The organism is Helicobacter pylori oki112 (genome assembly GCF_000600085.1).
Taxonomy (GTDB): Bacteria; Campylobacterota; Campylobacteria; order Campylobacterales; family Helicobacteraceae; genus Helicobacter; species Helicobacter pylori_CY.
In genome coordinates, this window is the sequence record NZ_CP006821.1 from 1032904 (window position 1) to 1051745 (window position 18842).

Consider the following 18842-nt stretch of genomic DNA (forward strand, 5'->3'; position numbering starts at 1 on the left):
TTTAATCCTTTAAATATTGTTGTTCTAAATTGCTTAAAGCGTTGATCTTGTTTTCTAAGATTTGTTTTTGATCTTCTAAATCGTTTAAGTGTTTTTCTTTTTCCTTTTGAGCGAGTGCGATTTCTTGTTTTTTATGCGTGATTTCTAATTCGCACCGATCTTTTAAACCTTTTAGGGAATTTTCCAAGCATTCATTAAACAAGCCCGGTAAAACTTTTTTAAGCTTGTATTGAACCTCTGGTATCACTTTAACTTCAATCAGATTTTCTAATTTCGCCCGCTCTTTTTCCTCGTTTCTAAAGAATGAAGCGATGATATTAGGCAGTAAGATCAATAATTCTTTTAAAAGAGGTTTTAACCCTTGCAAAATCAGCGCGAATGGTCTTGTAGCCCGGTTTTTAGATAGAAACAAGCTTAAAGCGTTGATCCCTAATTCAAGGCTATGCTCTAAATTCACAAACAAATCGCTAGAAAGCTGCGTGTTGTTCAGGCTTTCAAATTCCGCGCAAAAATCTTTTGAAAAAGAAAGGTTGATCTTTTCAATCTCTAATTTAGTGTTTTTGATCAAGCTTTGTTGCATGACGCTTTCTATTTCGCTACTAATCTTTTTAGTCAAGTTGCCAGGCCATTTGATTATTAAAGTGGCTAAATAAGATTTTTGCTCCCTGACCTCTCCTACTACTTTTTTAACCACCGATCCCACAGCCACGCTAGAATATTCTTCTTCTAAATTAGCCCTTAATTTTTCATAGGTTTTTTCAATGTCTTTAACGCTCAAATCCAACGCTTGTATTTCTTCTAAAGCCTTTTCTTTAGAATAATCAAAGCTTTTAATCACGCTTTTTAGGCTGTTTTGTAACTGGGAATTTAAAAACTTCAATCGTTTCAAATACAAAGCGCTAAAAAGCTTTTCAGCGTCTATTTTATCCGCTACCTCTAAAAGAGCGTTATTGTCTTTATTGGAATGGATGAGGCGCGTTGTCAAATCAAGGTGATCTTGGATTTGCTCTTGAATGTAGCGAGAAATTTCTCCCACTTGCGAAGGCGTTCTTAAATTCGTTTTACTCAAAATAAAGCTAAGGCCTTTGTCAAACTCTAAAAGGTTTTTTAACTCCCTAACCATGCGTTTGGTGAGATTGCCCTCTTCTACGCTTGTGAGAATGACAAAATGCACGCCCCTTTCCAAATATTCCAAAATGGCATGGGTGTGGCTTGAAATGGGGCTATCAAAGCCTGGCATATCCACAAACACTAAAGGTGCGCTATCTTTTAGGGCTTCATTATTCAAATAGACCTTAAGGTAGGAATACTTCGTGGCATTGTCTTTAATCACTTCAAAACTTTGCTCATTCAGTTCAAAACTTTCCGCTTTTTCATCATTGTTTGAAAAAGCTTCTATGCGTTCATTAGCGCTATAGTGCAACTCAGTGGCTAAAGAAGTTTCTGGCGTGATACCGGTAGGCAAAACGCTCTTTTCTAAAAAGCGGTTTAAAAGCGTGCTTTTCCCTGCGCTAAAATTCCCCACAACGGGTATGACAAGCTGTTGTTTTTGAATGCTTTCTAAAAGCGTGGAACATTCTGTTTTATCAATCTCCACTCCTTTTAAAACTTCTAAAACCTGTTCTAAAACTCCACAAAATTCGTCTGTGTGCGTAAAATCATCATCAATCCTTTAAAATTAAAAACTAAAATCTAAACAAGACGCAAAAATCCCCAAAAAATCCCTAAAAAGGGTTTATATGGGTTTATATGGGGGTGAAAAGATAAAGCGACTAACTAGAGAGAGAGAGAAAGCGAATTTTTAAGAATAACAACCATTACAAACTCCTAGCACCATTTAATGGCTCTCATTATACTCAATTTCATAAAACAATCTTGATAGCCGGCATTAAATCGTTGTTTTCTTCTATTTTTAACATTCTGACATCTTTAACGCAGATCGCAAAACTTGGTATTTGCTTGGCTAAAATTTGCACCGTAGCGACGCAAGTAACAGCGTTGATGGTCTCATCGCCAAAATACACGCTGCCTTGTTGCCATTTAAAGCCATGTTGTTCCATGAATTTAGCAATATCCAAATAAACTTTTGAGAAATTCATTGCGTTTTCATTCAAGCAATTGGTGTCAAGGTCAAAGGTTACAGCATACATCTTAATTCCTTTATTGGTTTGTGTTATAGCATGTTTTTACTTAGAATTTCGTTTGATAACCCATGCGTTTTACAACCCATGCGTTTGAGAATAAAACAATTTCATTTCTTTAGAAGCGAACTGATTTTTTAAGGCTTGAGCTAGAGATAAAGCGATCTCATCGCTTAAAAAAAGCTTGAATTTAGCGTAGTCTTTACGCCCGCTCACCTGCTCTTTTTGGCTTAAAAGCAGCGAAGAAGCGGCGTATTTATAGCATTCCACATAAAAAAAATCATCAAAGCCTTTTTCAAATAAATAATCTATTAAAGCGTCTTTCAAGCAAATATCAATATAAATTTCTAAAGCGAGCATGTAAAATCCCTTAATTGATTTTAATCTTTTTAGCAATGAGCATGAACATGGGCGGTAGTAAGAGTAAGGTTAGAGCGCTTGAGGTGACTAAGCCTCCAAGCACCACAATCGCTAAAGGTTTTTGGACTTCTGATCCCACGCTGTGAGAAAACAATAAAGGTATCAAACCCAAACCGGCAATGCAAGCAGTCATTAAAACCGGCCTTAAACGCCTTTTAGCGCCCAATAAAACGCATTCTTCTACGCTTTTTCCTTGCAAGAGAAGTTCTTTAAAATAGCCTATCATCACCACGCCGTTTAAAACCGCAATCCCAAAAAGAGCGATAAAGCCCACGCTCGCTGGCACTGAAATATACTCCCCGACCGCAAACAACGCAATAAGGCCTCCGGTAACCGCAAAAGGGATATTCAAAAGAATGAGCAAGGCTAAAGGAATGCTTTTAAAAGTGAAAAAAAGAATGAAAAAGATCGCTAAGATGCTTAAAGGGATAACGGTAGAAAGCCTTTTATTGGCCCGTTGCTGGTTTTCAAACTGCCCCCCATAAGTGATATAGTAACTGGGAGGGAGTTTGATGTTTTGAGCGATCACTTTTTTAGCCTCTTCTACAAAAGAGTTCAAATCGCGCCCCACCACATTGCTGCGAACCACGCTCATGCGCATTGAATTTTCACGCACAATAGAAACAGGGCCATCCACTTCTTCAATTTTAGCGATAGAAGTGATAGGCACTAAAACGCCATATTTTGAAGTCAAGGCTAAACTTTTGATTTTAGTGATAGAGCTTGCAAAATCGCTCTCTTGGCGGATCATCACTGGGGTTCGTGAAATCCCTGTGGGGATCACATCCACAATCAAGCCCTCTAAAGCGGATTTTAAAAACTTGGAAAATTCATCGCTAGTGATCCCCACATCCGCCATCGCTTCTTTATTAGGGGTTACATACAAATAATTCACGCCCTCATTGAGCGTGGTTAAAACTTCACTAGATCCCTTAATCCCTTTTAGAGCTTGCGCGATTTGAAAACTCAATTGGTTCAATTCGCTAATATCATCTCCAAAAATCTTAACCGCTAAATCCCCTCTAACCCCTGTAAGCATTTCAGAAATCCTCATTTCAATGGGTTGGGTGAAAGAAAAGTTAATCCCCTTAAAGTCTTTTAAAGAATCCATGATTTTTTCTAATAATTCATCTTTGGTTTTAACGCTCCATTCTTTTTTAGGGATGAAAGAAATAAAAGTATCGGTTTGATTCAAGCCCCCTAAATCCAACCCCAGTTCATCGCTCCCTGTGCGCGCGACAATGCTTTTGACTTCCTTGACATGCTTTTTAATCGTGCTCTCAATGTTTAACATGAGATCCCTAGATTGATCTAAAGAAATAGAAGGGGTGGTTTCCACACTCAAAACCACATCGCCCTCATCTAAAGCGGGCATGAAATTCTTCCCCACAAAAGGGAATAAAGAAAGGCTCGCGATTAAAAAAACAAACGCTCCTAAAATCACTTTTTTAGGGTTACGCACAAAAAATTCCAATAAAGGGGCGTAGATTCTGTTTAAAAACCTCGTTAAAAAGGTTTCGCTATGGGGCGTGGCTTTTAAGACAAGAGAGCTCACTACAGGAATGATAGTGATGGATAAAACTAAAGTGCCTAAAAGCGCATACACAATGCTTTGCGCTAAAGGCCTAAACATCTTGCCCTCTAACCCCTGTAAGGTTAGAATCGGCACAAAAAACACAATAATAATCACCACCCCGCTCACCACCGAAACAGCGATTTCTTTGCATGAACGATAGATTGCATGGAGTTTAGTGGTTTTAGTGTTAGCGCTCAATTTTTCAAAAGCGTTTTCCACCACCACCACGGCTGAGTCAATGAGCATGCCTATAGCGATAACCAACCCCCCTAAACTCATCAAGTTTAAAGTCAAATCGCTCAGTTTGATAAAAATAAACGCCACGGACAAGCTTAAGGGTAAAATCACCCCCACAGCCACGCTCGCCCTCAAATTCCCTAAAAATAAAAAAAGCGTGATGATGATTAAAACAACGGCTTCAATGAGCGTTTTAGAAACGGTGGCAATGGCTTTTTGCGTGAATTCTGAACGATCATAAAAAACATTAATGGACACACCGCTCGGTAAAAAGGGTTTTAATTCCTCTAGTTTTTGATACACTTGAGTGATGATTTCTTTGGTGTTAGCGTCTTTTAAAGAAAGCACCAAGCCCTCTGTGGTCTCGCCCACGCCATCTTTAGTGACAAACCCCAAACGGGTGCGAGACTGGCTGATGACTTTTGCAAAATCCTTAATGTGCAAATGCCCTAAATTCGTGGAAACGGTGATTTTTCCAATGTCTTCTAAACTCAAAGAAGCGGTTTGGATTTTGACTAAAAAGGTTTCGCCATCTCTATCCACGCGCCCCGCTCCGCTGTTTCTTAAATTCACTCTCACAGCCGATTCTAAATCAGAAATACTCACCCCAAGCCTTGCCATGTCATTAAAATCCGGCACGATCACAAACGCTCTGCTAAAGCCTCCAATAGAATTGACATCCGCCACGCCACTAATCATTCTTAACTGCGGACGGATCACAAAGTCTAAAAGCTGTCGTTTTTCTATTTCGGTGATATTGCCATCAATGGTGAACATAAAGATGTCTGACAACGGCGTAACAATGGGCGCCATGCCCCCCTCAACCCCCACGGGTAAATCTTTCATCACGCTGCTCAAGCGTTCATTAACAATGTTTCTCGCTAAATAAATATCCACGCTGTCATCAAAATCTATCGTAATGTCTGAAATAGAATATTTTGAAATACTTCTTAAAGATTTTTGCCCTTTTAGCCCTAAAAGCTCCAATTCTAAAGGGCGCACGATGTTGTTTTCCATTTCTTCAGGGCTAGAGCCAGGGAGTTTTAAAATGATTTTAACTTGAGTGGGCGAAATATCCGGGAAAGCATCTACTGGAGTATTAATAAAACTATAAGTCCCAAAAAACAAAACAAGAATCGCGCAAACAATCACGATTATTCGCTGGCGTAAGGAAAATTCAATAATGGAAGCGAGCATTATTCTTCCCCTAAATTGTTGATCATGCCTTTTAACCCTATCAATGACCCCACTGCCACGCTGTCATTAGGGTGTAAATTTTGAGCGTTCACGATAAAAATCTTGCTGCGCTCTTCTAAAACTTGAACCACCACAGGCCTAAAACCTTTAGGCGTCCTAACAAACACTAAGTAATCTTTCCCGTTTCTGATTAAAGCGTTTGAAGGGATTAAAACCGAGTCTTTGGGTTGAGAGCCTTGAATATACATTTCTACCATTTCCCCCACATGGTAATTGCCCTCATCTAATAAAGCGGTGGCTAAAATCGTGTTAGAGCCTTTGTCTAACACCACCGAAACGCTTTGGATTTTCCCGATTTTTTCCCCCTCTTCATTATAGACCGGCGAATCCCTTTTAATGGATTTAGAAACGCCTACAGGCAATTTGATTTGAGCGATCAAATCATCGCTTTTTGAAATACGCACATAGCTAGTGAAAGCCAAAATCTTTTCGCCCACATTTTTAGGCGCTAACGCTAAAAGACCGCCATCTCTAGCCACAATCCTAAAACCATACTGCCCCTTAGGGTTTTTGGGATCCACGCCAAAGCTTTTAAAAGTGGATTCTAGTTGATTGACTTTTAAGCCCATTTCTTCACTGGCTAGAAAGCTCGTTTGATACTCCCTTTTAGGGATCACCCCCGCCCTATAAAGCTCTAAATCTTTTTTAGTAATATCTTTAGCGATTTTTAATTTATTTTGGTTGTTTTGCAATTCAAAATACAGATTGCTCAAATCAATGGAGCTCACTTCACAGATCGCATCTCCAGCCTTCACCTGCTCGCCCTCTCTTTTATAAACAGCGACCACAGACGCATCAAAACTCAAGCTCTGCACCACAGAACTTTTGCTATCAAAATCAATATAAGCGTTAAAAGGAAGCCCTTTACTAAAAATTTCTTTATCTAATTTAATCACCTTTAACCCCATGGGTTGCAAGTTTTTTTCTTCTAAAACAATTTCTGGATACTCTTTAGCCTCCAAAGAAACACCCAAAACGCCCATTAACATAAGCCACCATAACGCCCGCTTCAATGCAATTCTCCTAATCTGGTCAAACTCTCCCCTAAAGTCTCTTCTAAAAGCGCGCTAATATCAATGTATTCAATCTTGGCTTCCGCTAGAGTGATGAGGGCGTCCATGTAAGAATTTTGATAAATCAAGTATTCAAAAAGCCCGATTTTTTGGGCTTCATAAGCGATGCGCCCCATTTCCATCAAACGCTTCTTATTGGCAATGGCTTCTTTTTGGGTTTCAATGTATGCTTCTTTGGTTTTGAGCTGGTTTAAGTAGGAGTTAGCGTTGATTCTAATGTTTCGTTTCATCACTTCATTTTGCGCGAGCGTCCCGCTTTGCAAATCCAAGAATTTACGCTTTTGATAGATATTTTTAGGCGTTACCGGTAAAGGGATACGCACTTCTATAGAAAGGTTAGTGGAAGAGTTATAGCTTTCAGAGCCAATCCCAAACTCAAATTCATTAAACACATCTCTATTAGCCAATTTCGCATTCACCTGATAATCTTTAGCTGTCAAATCCAAAATATCCACATACAACGAGCGATCCAATTTAAACTTTAAAGCTTCAGGTTCTAATCGCACGTATTCAAAATCCAAACCGATCACCTTGACATCATGCAAATGATCTAAATAAGTGTCAAAATGCGCCCCCTCTTTGACCGGCTCCACAATCGCAAGCATCGTGTCTAGCATCTTTTCTAAATCTATGAGTTTGGTTTCCACATTGGTTTTAGCGAGTTTGGATTCCAAATAAGAATTATTGAAGTTGATATAATCTTTTTCGCTCATGCTGCCGGCTTTGACTTTTTCTTTAGCGATTTTGAGCTGCGAATAAAAGTTCGCTTCTCGTTGCGCATACACCTGATACTTTTCTTTAGTCATCACATAAGTCAAATAAAGGCGTTTAGCGCCAATAAAAGCGAGATTTTTATTCAATTGATAGCTTTTATCGTATTGAATGGTTTTAATAGAAAGGCTTTTGGATAAAAGCGAACTCACCCATGGGAGCTTGGGCCTTACCATTAAAAGGGTTCTGGGCTGCGCTTCTACAATGCCTTGGAAGTTTTTCACCATAGAAGTTTCATTATAAATATAGGGGAAATCCCAAGCGTTTACGGAGCGTTGCTCATTCAAACGGCTTTTAAAATCGGCTTTTTTGCCGATCAACTCCATTGAATTAATTTCTACTTCTTTAAAAAACTCTTGTAGGGTAAAGATTTTAGCGCTAAGCATGCCTGCGCCAAACATGCTTATTAAAAAAGTTACCCCCAAAAAACGCCGGACTTTGCGTTTGACAGCATTAAATCGCAATTTCTTTAATATCCCCAATTTCTAAGAAACTTTGATACACGCCCCATAAGAAATTTTTACGATTTTTTTGGATTTCTATATCTTTATCCATGACTAGCACGCTTTTAAAATACTCTTCTAAAGGTGCATGCAAACCAAAATAAGCCTCTATTTTGCTATCCAAACTCTCAAAAGCGCTCATTTTGATCGCATTGAACGCTTCAAAAAGGGCATGCTCTTTTGGCTCTTTAAAAAGATGGGTAGAAAACTCGCTTGACTCGTTAAGGTTTCTGTCTTTATTGATATTGGCTAAGCGTTTGAAAGCGCTAAAAAGCAACTCTTTTTTTTGAGCGTTCTTAGGATCGTCTAAAAAGCGTTTTAAGGCTTTGACTTTTTGAATGATTTTAACAATATCTCGCTCATTGGTGTTTAACACGCTTCTTATAATAGAGGGGTTACAATCTATTAAATTATTAAAGCGTTCCAGTAAAAACTTTTCTAAAATCTCTAAATCAAAGCTTTGATAAACGCCCACTTTTTCAAAGAGGTTTTTTAAATCCGCTTTTAAATCAAATTCTAACCCGTAATGCGCGATGATTTTCAATAACCCAAAACTCAAGCGCCTTAAAGCAAAAGGATCTTTAGATCCGCTAGGGATTTTACCCGCACTAAAAAGAGAAAACAGGCTGTCTAATTTCAAGCTCAAAGCCACGATCGTGCTAAAAACACTAGAGGGCAAGGGAGCGTTTTCGCTTGCGGGCAAATACTGCTCTTTCACACTCAAGGCGACTAACTCGTTTTCGTTTTGTTTTAAAGCGTAGTAATAGCCCATGATCCCTTGAAGCTCGCTAAATTCATACACCACTTCACTGAGTAAATCCGCCTTAGCGATTTGAACGGCTCTTTTAACCAACTCAAGGGCTTTTTCTAAAGGCATGTTTAAAGATGAAAGATATTTTTGCGTCAAGTATTGGGCGATGATTGATTCGCGCTCCATTTTATCCTTTAAAGTCCCTAAACCTTGCACAAAAACCACGCTCTCTAAAGGAGCGTTATCTAAAGGCTTTTTGAGATCGTTTTCATAAAAGAAAACCGCATCGCTCAAACGGGCTTTTAAAACCTTTTGATTGCCTGCAATGATTTTTTGCTTGTCTTTATTGATAGCGTTACTCACCACAATAAAGCCGTTGTGTAATGTTGGGCTTTCTTCTTGGCTTTTTTGACTAAAGGTTGCAAAATAGCGCTGGTTTTCTTTCATGGAAGTAATGATGATTTCACTGGGTAATTTTAAAAACGCCTTGTCAAACTCCCCTAAAAGCACACTAGGGTATTCAGTAATCGCTACAACCTCATCTAATAAATCCCTATCTATTTCTACGATGATGTGGTGCTTTGTTTCTAGCTCTTTAATTTCTTGTAAGATTTTAGCTTCGCGCTTTTTAGGGTCTAAAATGACATGGTTTTTTTCTAAAACTTTAAAATAGGCTTTAGGGCTATCCACCTGGATAAAATCAAAACCCTCTTGTCGGTGCGCTTTCGTGGCTTGCTTGGTTTTAAAGCCATATTCTTTAACTTCAATACCGTTAAAATTTTCCCCATTAAACAACACGCAAATATTATGAATGGGTCTGATAAAGCTTTTTTCCACATTGCCCCAACGCATAGACTTCCCAAAATTCAAACCCTCTAAAAACTCTAACACAATGGGCATGATTAAATCTTTTGTAGGCTGTTTGGCGTGGATTTTAGCGTGATAAAGCACTTCTTTATTGTTTTTAAACGCTGTTTGGAAATGCTGGTGATCCTTTAGTCCTAATTTTTGATAAAACCCTAAACCTAACGCGTTCAGCCCTTGCGTTTTATCTTGATTGTTGCATGCGATTTTAACCGGAGGCCCAAAAAATTCCTCTTTGGTTTCTTGGGTTAAAAGAGGAAAGTCTTTGATAAACAAACACAAGCGCCTAGGGGTGTAAAAAACCTCTATAGTTCCCACTTCTAAAGCGCGTTTTTGAAAAAGAGCGTGGAGTTTTTTAGGCATTTCTTTATATTCATTCAATAACGCTTGTGCGGGCAATTCTTCAACCAAAATCTCTACTAACAATTCATCTGAATGCAAAATCTCAATTCTCCCTAAAAAACAAAATCACTTTTAAGACTAAATCATGTTAGAATTATACTTTAATTTATTCTTAGTTTAGTTTATTTCTTAAATACAAAAGGTAGGCGTTTTGAAACATTTAACCCCACTCACTCACACCCTTTTTAAAGCCTTATGGCTAGGTGCAGCCTTAAGTGCATCTTTAAGTTTAGCCGCAGCAGAAAGCCCCACTAAAACAGAGCCTAAGCCCGCTAAGGGGGTTAAAAACAAACCCAAATCGCCCGTTACTAAAGTCATGATGACCAATTGCGATAATCTTAAAGATTTTAACGCTAAGCAAAAAGAAGTCTTAAAAGCCGCTTATCAATTCGGCTCTAAAGAAAATTTAGGCTATGAAATGGCAGGCATCGCATGGAAAGAATCATGCGCAGGGGTTTATAAAATCAATTTTTCCGATCCGAGTGCGGGCGTGTATCATTCTTATATCCCTAGCGTTCTAAAAAGCTATGGGCATAATGATAGCCCCTTTTTGCGTAATGTGATGGGGGAATTGCTCATTAAAGACGATGCGTTTGCTTCTGAAGTGGCTTTAAAAGAGTTGCTCTATTGGAAAACACGCTACCATGATAATCTAAAAGACATGATCAAATCTTACAACAAGGGCAGTCGTTGGGAAAAAAACGAGAAGTCTAACGCTGATGCTGAAAAATATTACGAAGAGATACAAGACAGGATCAGGCGTTTGAAAGAATCTAAAATCTTTGATTCGCAGTCCAGTAATGACCAAGAATTGCAAAAAAGCGCTAATAGCAACCTAGATTTAGACCCTATCGGCAACGCCATGCCCCAAACTTTAGCTAAAACAGAGACCAAAGAAACTCAAACAGAGGAAACCCAAGCAGAAAAACCCCGAGAAATGAAAGAGACAACTAGCGAGCAAACAACCAACAAGCCAGAAAAAGAAAAAGATAAACCCATGTATTTGGCTCAAATCAATAGCGCTGATTTCACACCCGCTAAAAAAAGCCCCAAAAAACCGGCTAAAGCGAATCCAAAACGCTCCTCTAAAAATAATATAAATAATATTAAAAGCCACGCTAAAACCGCTTCCAAAAATTCCAAAAATAAAGAAGTGTGCAAAAATTGCTCTCCAGGGCAAAGGAATGCGATTTTAGCTAACCACATCACTCTCATGCAAGAGCTTTAAAAAGTCCTAAAAATGGCGCAAAAAACTCTTTTGATTATCACTGATGGCATTGGGTATCGTAAAGATAGCGATCATAACGCATTCTTTCATGCTAAAAAAACCACTTATGATTTGATGTTTAAAACCTTGCCTTATAGCCTGATTGATACGCATGGCTTGAGCGTGGGTTTACCTAAGGGGCAAATGGGAAATTCTGAAGTGGGGCATATGTGTATTGGGGCTGGTAGGGTGCTCTATCAGGATTTAGTCAAAATTTCTTTAAGCCTTCAAAACGATGGATTAAAAAACAACCCCGCTTTTTTAAACACGATCCAAAAAAGCCAAGTGGTGCATCTTATGGGTTTGATGAGCGATGGGGGCGTGCATTCACACATTGAGCATTTTATCGCTCTGGCTTTAGAGTGTGAAAAATCCCATAAAAAAGTCTTTCTGCATTTAATCACCGATGGGCGCGATGTCGCTCCTAAAAGCGCTTTAACTTATTTAGCACCAATGCAAAATATCTGCAATGAAAACATTCAAATCGCTACCATAGGCGGCCGTTTTTATGCGATGGATAGGGATAATCGCTTTGAAAGGATTGAACTTGCGTATCATAGCTTAATGGGGCTTAATAACACGCCTTTAAGCCCTAGCGAGTATATCCAAAGCCAGTATGATAAAAATACCACCGATGAATTTATCATGCCCGCTTGTTTTAAAAATTATTGCGGCATGCAAGATGGTGAAAGTTTTATTTTTATCAATTTCAGGAATGATAGGGCCAGAGAAATCGTGAGCGCTTTAGGCCAAAAGGAATTTAGCGGTTTTGAGCGCGAGACTTTTAAAAAACTCCATATCGCTACCATGACGCCTTATGATAACACTTTCTCCTACCCTGTTTTATTCCCCAAAGAAAGCGTTCAAAACACGCTCGCTGAAGTGGTCTCTCAACACAACCTGACCCAAAGCCATATCGCTGAAACTGAAAAATACGCGCATGTAACCTTTTTCATCAATGGTGGGGTGGAAGCGCCTTTTAAAAATGAAAACCGGGTGCTTATCCAAAGCCCAAAAGTAACCACTTATGACTTAAAGCCTGAAATGAGCGCTAAAGAAGTAACCCTTGCGGTGTTAGAACAAATGAAATCAGGCACGGATTTGATCATTGTGAATTTTGCTAATGGCGATATGGTGGGGCATACAGGGAATTTTGAAGCGAGCATCAAAGCGGTAGAAGCAGTGGATGCATGCTTAGGGGAAATCCTTTCACTGGCTAAAAAATTGGATTACGCCATGCTTTTAACCAGCGATCATGGGAATTGCGAACGCATGAAAGATGAAAATCAAAACCCCTTAACCAACCACACCGCCGGGAGCGTGTATTGTTTTGTTTTAGGGAATGGAGTTAGATCCATTAAAAACGGAGCGCTAAACAATATCGCTAGCAGCGTGTTAAAACTCATGGGCCTTAAAGCCCCAGCAACGATGGACGAACCCCTATTTTAAACTAAAGGAAAAGAATGCAAATTGATGACGCATTATTGCAACGCTTGGAAAAATTGAGCATGTTAGAGATTAAAGACGAGCATAAAGAGAGCGTTAAAGGTCATTTAGCGGAGGTTTTAGGCTTTGTAGAAAACATTTTCGCTTTAGAAACTAGCACGCTAAAAACAGATACAGAGCTATGCACCCCTTTAAGAGAAGACGAGCCTAAAAGCCAACCTAACACCGCCAAAGAGATTTTAAGCCAGAACAAACACAGCCAGGATCATTACTTCGTTGTGCCTAAAATCATTGAATAGGTTTTATTGAATAGGTTTCATATCAAGTTAAAAACTTGATTTTTGAAATCAAACAGACAGAAAAAAGCGCTTTCAGCCTTTTTTTAACTCATCAAGGGTTTCCACTAACCCCGCAATCGCTTTGTTGATTTCTTCATGCGTGATAATGTAAGGGGGCATGAGGTAAATGGTGTTGTTTAAAGGGCGCAATAACAGGCCTTTGGTTAGAGCTTTTTTAAAAACCGCCAAACTCAAACGCTCTTTGGTTTGAATGAAGACTTCAAAGGCAAAGACCATGCCCAAATGCCTTAAATCAGACACCACTTGTTGATCTATCAAGGGTTTTAATGCGTTTTGGAGCGCGTTAAAAATAAACCCGCTTAAAGCCTTGTTCTTTTCAATAACATTTTCTTTTTCAAAAATATCCAGCGTAGCGTTTGCGCATGCGCATGCTAGGGCGTTTCCTGTGTAGCTGTGCGAATGCAAAAACGCTTTATTTTCTTCATAGGGAGCGTAAAATTGGTTATAGATTTCATTATGGGTTAATAGCACGCTTAAAGGCAAATACCCCCCACTAATCCCTTTAGACAAGCATAAAAAATCCGGCTCAATTTCGCATTGTTCAAAAGCGAACATGCTCCCTGTGCGCCCAAACCCAGTAGCGATTTCATCAAAAACAATGTGGATGTTTTTTTGCTTACACAATAAAACGGCTTGTTTTAAATATTTTGCACTATAAATATGCATATTCCCTGCGCATTGCAAAAGAGGCTCTGCAATGAAGGCGCAAATTTCTTCATGATACTTGTCTAACAAACGCTTTAAGGCGTTCAAACTATTTTCTATTTCATTGTCGTTTTTAGGCACAGGCGTAGTGAGATTTTTGAGCAATAAAGGGGTGTAAGTGTCTTTATAGAGTTTCACATCGCCCGCACTTAACGCTCCCAAAGTCTCACCATGATAGGAATTAGAGAGCGATAAAAAAAGCTTTTTGTGGTTCGTTTGATTCTTTAAAAAATGGGCATGATAGCTCATCTTCAAAGCGATTTCAATACAAGATGAGCCGTTATCCGCATAAAAGCATTTGTCCATATGAGTGAGCTGGCAAAGCCTTTGAGAGAGCGTGATGATGGGCTTATGGCTAAAAGAAGCCAAAAGGACATGCTCTAGATTATCAATTTGATTTTTAAGCTGCTGGCTGATGTAGGCGTTATTATGCCCAAAAAGATTCACCCACCATGAGCTGATCAAATCCATGTAAGCGTTATCATTAAAATCATAGAGGTAAATCCCTTGAGCCTTTTTAATGGGGATAATGGGGAAATTTTGATGCTCTTGCATTTGCGAGCAAGGGTGCCAAAGATACTCTAAATCCAAAGCGGCTAAATTTTCTTGAAAATTCATGTTAAAAACTCTCTATAATAAGGATAATTTTAATAACCTTTGGTTAAAATAAGGTTATTTGATTTTACTATAAGGTTGTTTAAACCTGAATTTCACATTTTTTATTTTTTAAAAGGGATTAGAGTTCTTATGATTGAATGGATGCAAAATCATAGAAAGTATTTAGTGGTTACAATATGGATAAGCACGATCGCTTTTATTGCCGCCGGGATGATAGGCTGGGGGCAATACAGCTTTTCTTTAGATAGCGATAGTGCTGCCAAAGTGGGACAGATTAAGATTTCTCAAGAAGAATTAGCCCAAGAATACCGCCGCCTTAAAGACGCATACGCTGAGTCTATCCCCAATTTTAAAGAACTCACCGAAGATCAAATCAAAGCCATGCATTTAGAAAAAAGCGCTCTAGATTCGCTCATCAATCAAGCCCTATTGAGAAATCTCGCTTTAGATTTAGGGCTTGGCGCTACGAAGCAAGAAGTGGCAAAAGAGATCAAAAAAACGAGTGTTTTTCAAAAAGATGGCGTTTTTGATGAAGAATTGTATAAAAATATCTTAAAGCAAAGCCATTACCGCCCCAAACACTTTGAAGAAAGCGTTGAAAGGCTTTTAATCCTTCAAAAAATCAGCACTCTCTTCCCCAAAACCACTACCCCTTTAGAGCAATCCAGTTTATCGCTTTGGGCAAAATTGCAAGACAAATTAGACATTCTTATCCTAAACCCTAATGATGTTAAAATCTCTCTTAATGAAGAAGAGATGAAAAAATATTACGAATCCCATAAAAAGGATTTTAAAAAGCCCACGAGCTTTAAAACACGCTCTTTGTATTTTGACGCTAGTTTGGAAAAACCTGATTTGAAAGAGTTGGAGGAATACTACCATAAAAACAAGGTGTCTTATTTGGACAAAGAGGGGAAATTACAGGATTTTAAAAGCGTTCAAGAGCAAGTCAAGCATGATTTAAGCATGCAAAAAGCGAATGAAAAAGCCTTAAGGAGTTATGTCGCTCTAAAAAAAGCGAACGCGCAAAACTACACCACGCAAGATTTTGAAGAAAACAACTCCCCCTATACTGCTGAAATCACACAAAAACTCGCCGCTCTCAAACCCCTTGAAATCCTAAAACCAGAGCCTTTTAAAGATGGTTTTATTGTAGTGCAGCTCATCTCTCAAACCAAAGACGAATTGCAGGATTTTAATGAAGCTAAAAGCACTCTTAAAACCCGTTTGACTCAAGAAAAAACCCTTATGGCGTTGCAAACTTTAGCTAAAGAAAAGCTTAAGGATTTTAAAGGCAAAAGCGTGGGCTATGTAAGCCCTAATTTTGGAGGCACTATTAGTGAGCTTAGCCAAGAAGAAAGCGCTAAGTTTATCAACGCCCTTTTTAACCGCCAGGAAAAAAAGGGGTTTATCGCTATTAATAATAAAATGGTGCTCTATCAAATCACAGAGCAAAATTTCAACCACTCATTTAGCGCAGAAGAAAGCCAGTATATGCAGCGTTTAGTCAATAACACTAAAACGGATTTTTTTGATAAAGCGTTGATAGAAGAATTAAAAAAACGCTATAAGATAGTCAAATACATTCAATAATGCAAGGGGAAATCATGGAACATAAAGAAATCGTTATAGGGGTTGATATAGGCTCTAGAAAGATTTGCGCGATAGTGGCTGAATTTAAAGAAGGGATTTTGCGCATCATTGGCACAGCCCATCAAGACTCCAAAGAAATCAATTCAAAAGCCATTAAAAGAGGGCGTATCAATAGCCTTGCTCACGCTTCTAACGCCATTAAAGAAGTGATTAATAGCGCTAAAAAAATGGCAGGTTTGAACGCTGATGAAGACCGAAATAACCCCATTTCCTCCTTTAGGGAATCGTATTACCCTAAAACCAAAGCGATTGTTTCTTTTTCGGGGGCTTATACGGAAAGCATTAGAGATGTTACCGGTGTAGCGAGCACCAAAGATAATGTGGTAACCATTGATGAAATCAATCGCGCTATCAATAACGCATGCGCTAAAGCAGGCTTGGATAACGACAAGCATATTTTGCATGCCCTCCCCTATCGCTTCACTTTAGACAAACAAGAAGTGAATGACCCTTTAGGAATGAGCGGCACTCGCCTAGAAGTCTTTATCCACATTGTCTATACAGAAAAAAACAACATTGAAAATTTAGAAAAAACCATGATCCAATCTGGGGTGGAGATTGAAAACATCGTGATCAATTCTTATGCAGCCTCCATTGCTACCTTGTCTAATGATGAAAGGGAATTGGGCGTGGCTTGCGTGGATATAGGCGGAGAAACATGCAACCTTACGATTTATAGCGGCAATTCCATACGCTATAACAAATACTTACCCATAGGCTCTCACCATTTAAGCACGGATTTATCGTCCATGCTCAACACCCCATTCCCTTACGCTGAAGAAGTTAAGATCAAATATGGGGATCTTTCTTTTGAAAGTGGCGAAGAAACGCCCTCTCAAAGTGTCCAAATCCCTACCACCGGATCGGATGGCAATGAAAGCCATGTAGTGCCTCTTAGCAAAATCCAAAATATCATGAGAGATAGGGCTTTGGAAACTTTTCAAATCATCCACAGGAGCATTCAAGATAGCGGTTTAGAAGAGCATTTGGGTGGGGGCGTTGTTTTAACCGGCGGGATGGCTTTAATGAAAGGGATCAAAGAGCTGGCTAAAGCCCATTTCACTAATTACCCCGTGCGTTTGGCCGCTCCTATGGAAAAATACAATATCATGGGCATGTTTGAAGACTTGAAAGACCCTCGCTTTTCAGTCGTGGTCGGCTTGATTTTATACAAAGCAGGGGGGCATACCAATTATGAAAGAGACTCTAAAGGGATTATCCGCTACCATGAAATTGATGATTACACAAGAACAGCCCACCAATCAAGCCCCACCCCCCATATCCATTCATCGCCTACAGAAAGGAATTTGAGCGATTTAAAAGCCCCTAGCGCTCCTTTAAACACCGCTAAAAACGATGATTTTTTACCCGTAAAACCCACCGAGCAAAAAGGTTTTTTTAAAAGTTTCCTTGATAAGATTTCTAAAATCTTTTAAGATATAACAATTTCTTTATGCGATAAAAACGCCTTAATAAATAGTTATCAAAAGCTAGAAAACATGGTATAATCCTTTAGCTATTTATCAAAGTTTAAGATTTGCAAAAATCGTATCTCAAGGGGAATGTGGCTATGGTTCATCAATCAGAGATGGAAAATTATAATATTGGTCAAGCAAGCATTGAAGAAGTAAGCAATCCAGCTTATAAAGGGGCTAAGATTGTCGTCATCGGTGTTGGAGGTGGGGGGTCTAACATGATTAAACACCTGGTTGAATACGGCGTGCATCAAGATGTTACCCCCATTGCTGTTAATACTGATGGCCAGCATCTCAAAAACAATCCCGCTCCGGTTAAAATCCTTTTAGGCAAAGAATCCACTGGAGGTTTGGGCGCTGGAGGAATTCCTGATATTGGTAGAAAAGCCGCTGAAGAAAGTGCTAATGAAGTGAGAGAAGCGATTAAGGACGCTAAATTAGTCATTATCTCTACAGGGCTTGGAGGAGGGACTGGGACTGGAGCCACCCCTACTATCGTTAAAATCGCAAAAGAAGTGGGAGCGCTCACGATTGCTGTCGTTACCAAGCCTTTCAAATACGAAGGGAATCAAAAAAAGAAGAGGGCTGAAGAGGGGTTGAAAGAATTGGAGCAATCTAGCGATTCTATTTTGGTTATCCCTAATGACAAAATCCTTCTCACCATGAAAAAAAACGCTAGCACCACGGAATGTTATAAGGAAGTTGATGATGTCTTGGTTAGGGCGGTGAGCGGCATTTCTACCATCATCACTAAACCCGGTAATATCAATGTTGATTTTGCCGATTTAAAGAGTGCTCTTGGTTTTAAAGGCTTTGCGTTAATGGGTATTGGTGAAGCCACTGGCGAAGATTCTGCTAAAGCAGCGGTGGAAAATGCGATCCAATCGCCTCTTCTTGATGACGCTTCTATTGAAGGGGCTAAGAGCATTATTGTCTTTTTTGAGCACCACCCTGATTATCCTATGATGGCTTATTCCAACGCATGCGATTTTATTCAAGATCAAGCCCATCAAGATGTTGATGTTAAGTTTGGCCAACACACGAGCGAGAATATCCCCATTGATCATGTGCGCGTTACCATCATTGCAACCGGTGCTGAAAGAAACAGCACTGGAGCAAATTTGGAATCGATCGCTACGCCCTCTCAGCCTGTGGTGAAACAAACAAGAAAAGTGGGTAATGGCGAGTATTTAAAGATCCCTACTGAAGAAGAGCTATCCATACCCACAACCATGAGGATCCAGCAAGATTAATTGCAGATCTCGCTTTTCTCTCCTATTTTTATAGGGCTGATAATAAAGCGGTTTGTTGGGTTTTTTCTCAT

Annotated in this window: 13 protein-coding genes and 1 pseudogene; 6 read left to right on the forward strand and 8 right to left on the reverse strand. The window is 39.2% G+C overall.

Features of this window, described 5'->3' with window-relative positions; all coding sequences use genetic code 11:
* Position 1 precedes the first annotated feature (1 nt).
* From HPOKI112_RS04885 to glyS, 7 genes and pseudogenes are all read right to left on the reverse strand, one after another.
* Positions 2 to 1662: pseudogene (locus HPOKI112_RS04885) on the reverse strand (dynamin family protein).
* 200 nt (positions 1663 to 1862) lie between these two features.
* Positions 1863 to 2150 (reverse strand): virulence factor, encoded by a 288-nt coding sequence (locus HPOKI112_RS04890; protein ID WP_025276134.1) that lies wholly within the window; start codon positions 2148 to 2150, stop codon positions 1863 to 1865.
* A gap of 69 nt (positions 2151 to 2219) precedes the next feature.
* Positions 2220 to 2501: a DUF3240 family protein gene (locus tag HPOKI112_RS04895; RefSeq protein ID WP_000880314.1), complete on the reverse strand. Its 282-nt coding sequence runs from the start codon at positions 2499 to 2501 to the stop codon at positions 2220 to 2222.
* 10 nt (positions 2502 to 2511) lie between these two features.
* On the reverse strand, positions 2512 to 5571 hold the full coding sequence (locus HPOKI112_RS04900) for a CusA/CzcA family heavy metal efflux RND transporter (RefSeq protein ID WP_025276135.1): 3060 nt from the start codon (positions 5569 to 5571) through the stop codon (positions 2512 to 2514).
* Positions 5571 to 6620 carry an efflux RND transporter periplasmic adaptor subunit gene (locus HPOKI112_RS04905; RefSeq protein ID WP_162471596.1) on the reverse strand — a complete coding sequence of 350 codons (1050 nt, stop codon included), beginning with the start codon at positions 6618 to 6620 and terminating at the stop codon, positions 5571 to 5573. The genes HPOKI112_RS04900 and HPOKI112_RS04905 overlap by 1 nt, the downstream gene beginning before the upstream one ends.
* 20 nt (positions 6621 to 6640) lie before the next feature.
* Positions 6641 to 7939: a TolC family protein gene (locus HPOKI112_RS04910; protein WP_025276137.1), complete on the reverse strand. Its 1299-nt coding sequence runs from the start codon at positions 7937 to 7939 to the stop codon at positions 6641 to 6643.
* Positions 7929 to 10034, reverse strand: coding sequence for a glycine--tRNA ligase subunit beta (glyS, locus tag HPOKI112_RS04915; protein ID WP_025276138.1), 2106 nt, complete (start codon positions 10032 to 10034; stop codon positions 7929 to 7931). Before glyS ends, HPOKI112_RS04910 begins: the two co-directional genes overlap by 11 nt.
* 112 nt (positions 10035 to 10146) lie before the next feature.
* Between glyS and HPOKI112_RS04920 the strand changes: the two genes are divergently transcribed.
* Genes HPOKI112_RS04920 through gatC form a run of 3 tightly spaced genes read left to right on the forward strand, consistent with a single transcriptional unit; the run spans position 10147 to position 13007 of the window.
* Positions 10147 to 11223 (forward strand): hypothetical protein, encoded by a 1077-nt coding sequence (locus HPOKI112_RS04920; protein WP_025277004.1) that lies wholly within the window; start codon positions 10147 to 10149, stop codon positions 11221 to 11223.
* 12 nt (positions 11224 to 11235) lie between these two features.
* Positions 11236 to 12711, forward strand: coding sequence for a 2,3-bisphosphoglycerate-independent phosphoglycerate mutase (gene gpmI / locus HPOKI112_RS04925; protein WP_025309887.1), 1476 nt, complete (start codon positions 11236 to 11238; stop codon positions 12709 to 12711).
* A gap of 14 nt (positions 12712 to 12725) precedes the next feature.
* Positions 12726 to 13007, forward strand: coding sequence for an Asp-tRNA(Asn)/Glu-tRNA(Gln) amidotransferase subunit GatC (gatC, locus tag HPOKI112_RS04930; RefSeq protein ID WP_025309888.1), 282 nt, complete (start codon positions 12726 to 12728; stop codon positions 13005 to 13007).
* A gap of 72 nt (positions 13008 to 13079) precedes the next feature.
* Here gatC and HPOKI112_RS04935 read toward each other — a convergent pair whose 3' ends face one another.
* Positions 13080 to 14390 (reverse strand): adenosylmethionine--8-amino-7-oxononanoate transaminase, encoded by a 1311-nt coding sequence (locus HPOKI112_RS04935; RefSeq protein ID WP_025309889.1) that lies wholly within the window; start codon positions 14388 to 14390, stop codon positions 13080 to 13082.
* A gap of 129 nt (positions 14391 to 14519) precedes the next feature.
* On the opposite strand from HPOKI112_RS04935, the gene HPOKI112_RS04940 reads away from it, so the two are divergent.
* The 3 genes from HPOKI112_RS04940 to ftsZ all read left to right on the forward strand — a co-directional run bounded on the left by HPOKI112_RS04940 (position 14520) and on the right by ftsZ (position 18771).
* Positions 14520 to 15983: a peptidylprolyl isomerase gene (locus HPOKI112_RS04940; protein WP_025309890.1), complete on the forward strand. Its 1464-nt coding sequence runs from the start codon at positions 14520 to 14522 to the stop codon at positions 15981 to 15983.
* On the forward strand, positions 15983 to 17479 hold the full coding sequence (gene ftsA / locus HPOKI112_RS04945) for a cell division protein FtsA (protein WP_162471594.1): 1497 nt from the start codon (positions 15983 to 15985) through the stop codon (positions 17477 to 17479). The genes HPOKI112_RS04940 and ftsA overlap by 1 nt, the downstream gene beginning before the upstream one ends.
* A gap of 134 nt (positions 17480 to 17613) precedes the next feature.
* Positions 17614 to 18771: a cell division protein FtsZ gene (gene ftsZ / locus HPOKI112_RS04950; RefSeq protein ID WP_025309892.1), complete on the forward strand. Its 1158-nt coding sequence runs from the start codon at positions 17614 to 17616 to the stop codon at positions 18769 to 18771.
* The last annotated feature ends 71 nt before the right edge of the window (positions 18772 to 18842 follow it).

Coding starts and splice junctions, on each gene's coding strand:
- ftsZ (WP_025309892.1), top strand. CDS start 17,614: ATGGTTCATCAATCAGAGATGGAAAATTATAATATTGGTCAAGCAAGC.
- gatC (WP_025309888.1), top strand. CDS start 12,726: ATGCAAATTGATGACGCATTATTGCAACGCTTGGAAAAATTGAGCATG.
- HPOKI112_RS04905 (WP_162471596.1), bottom strand. CDS start 6,620: ATGTTAATGGGCGTTTTGGGTGTTTCTTTGGAGGCTAAAGAGTATCCA.
- HPOKI112_RS04940 (WP_025309890.1), top strand. CDS start 14,520: ATGATTGAATGGATGCAAAATCATAGAAAGTATTTAGTGGTTACAATA.
- HPOKI112_RS04900 (WP_025276135.1), bottom strand. CDS start 5,571: ATGCTCGCTTCCATTATTGAATTTTCCTTACGCCAGCGAATAATCGTG.
- HPOKI112_RS04895 (WP_000880314.1), bottom strand. CDS start 2,501: ATGCTCGCTTTAGAAATTTATATTGATATTTGCTTGAAAGACGCTTTA.
- HPOKI112_RS04935 (WP_025309889.1), bottom strand. CDS start 14,390: ATGAATTTTCAAGAAAATTTAGCCGCTTTGGATTTAGAGTATCTTTGG.
- HPOKI112_RS04890 (WP_025276134.1), bottom strand. CDS start 2,150: ATGTATGCTGTAACCTTTGACCTTGACACCAATTGCTTGAATGAAAAC.
- gpmI (WP_025309887.1), top strand. CDS start 11,236: ATGGCGCAAAAAACTCTTTTGATTATCACTGATGGCATTGGGTATCGT.
- ftsA (WP_162471594.1), top strand. CDS start 15,983: ATGCAAGGGGAAATCATGGAACATAAAGAAATCGTTATAGGGGTTGAT.